Here is a 775-nt window from a genome sequence, read left to right as displayed (position 1 = left end):
TAAGTCGTTCTGGTTATTATCGCCCAGAAAAAGACTGGCGCATAGCGGATGCTGCTGTCATTAATGCGATTAATGACGTATTAAAAAAATCACCTCAAGCTGGTTTCTGGAAGTGTTTTGGTCGATTGCGTTTTCAGAAGTATGGATTTAATCATAAACGGGTGTATCGTGTTTATTGCCGTTTGGGGCTTAATTTAAGGCGCCGCACCAAGCACGTTTTACCCAAACGCACGCCTCAACCCGTAGTCGTGGAGAACAAACCAAATCACCAATGGGCACTGGATTTTATGCACGATACCCTTTACTGCGGTAAACGTTACCGCACGTTAAACGTACTGGATGAAGGCACGCGGGAGTGCTTGGCGATTGAAGTGGACAGCTCGTTATCCGCCGACCGCGTCATCCGTACTTTAGAGCAGTTAAAGGCAGAGCGTGGGCTGCCCCAGCAGATTCGTCTTGATAACGGCCCTGAGTTTATTTCAGTCAAACTAATGGATTGGTGTGAGAAAAATGAAGTAAAAATACAGTATATTCAACCGGGTAAGCCCCAGCAAAATGCTTTTATTGAACGTTTTAATGGCACTTTTCGGCGAGAGTTTTTAAATGCGTACTTGTTTGAGTCATTGCATCAAGTACGAGATATGGCGTGGTTCTGGCGATTGGATTACAACGAAGAGCGCACGCACGAAAGTTTAGGTGATATTCCCCCGTCGGTATACCGACAACAACTGGAAAACTCTAGTTTAGAACTGTGTCAGTAATGGGGAAGTGGACA

At 45.3% G+C, this 775-nt stretch carries 1 protein-coding gene; it reads left to right on the top strand.

Features of this window, described 5'->3' with window-relative positions; translation table 11 throughout:
• The coding region (locus AC2UZJ_RS12510) for an IS3 family transposase (RefSeq protein ID WP_486950455.1) at positions 1-761 on the top strand (761 nt) is incomplete at its 5' end.
• Positions 762-775 lie beyond the last annotated feature (14 nt).

It is taken from the genome of Paenalcaligenes sp. DL 309 (assembly GCF_057475285.1).
This window is presented reverse-complemented; position numbering and strand designations above follow the sequence as displayed.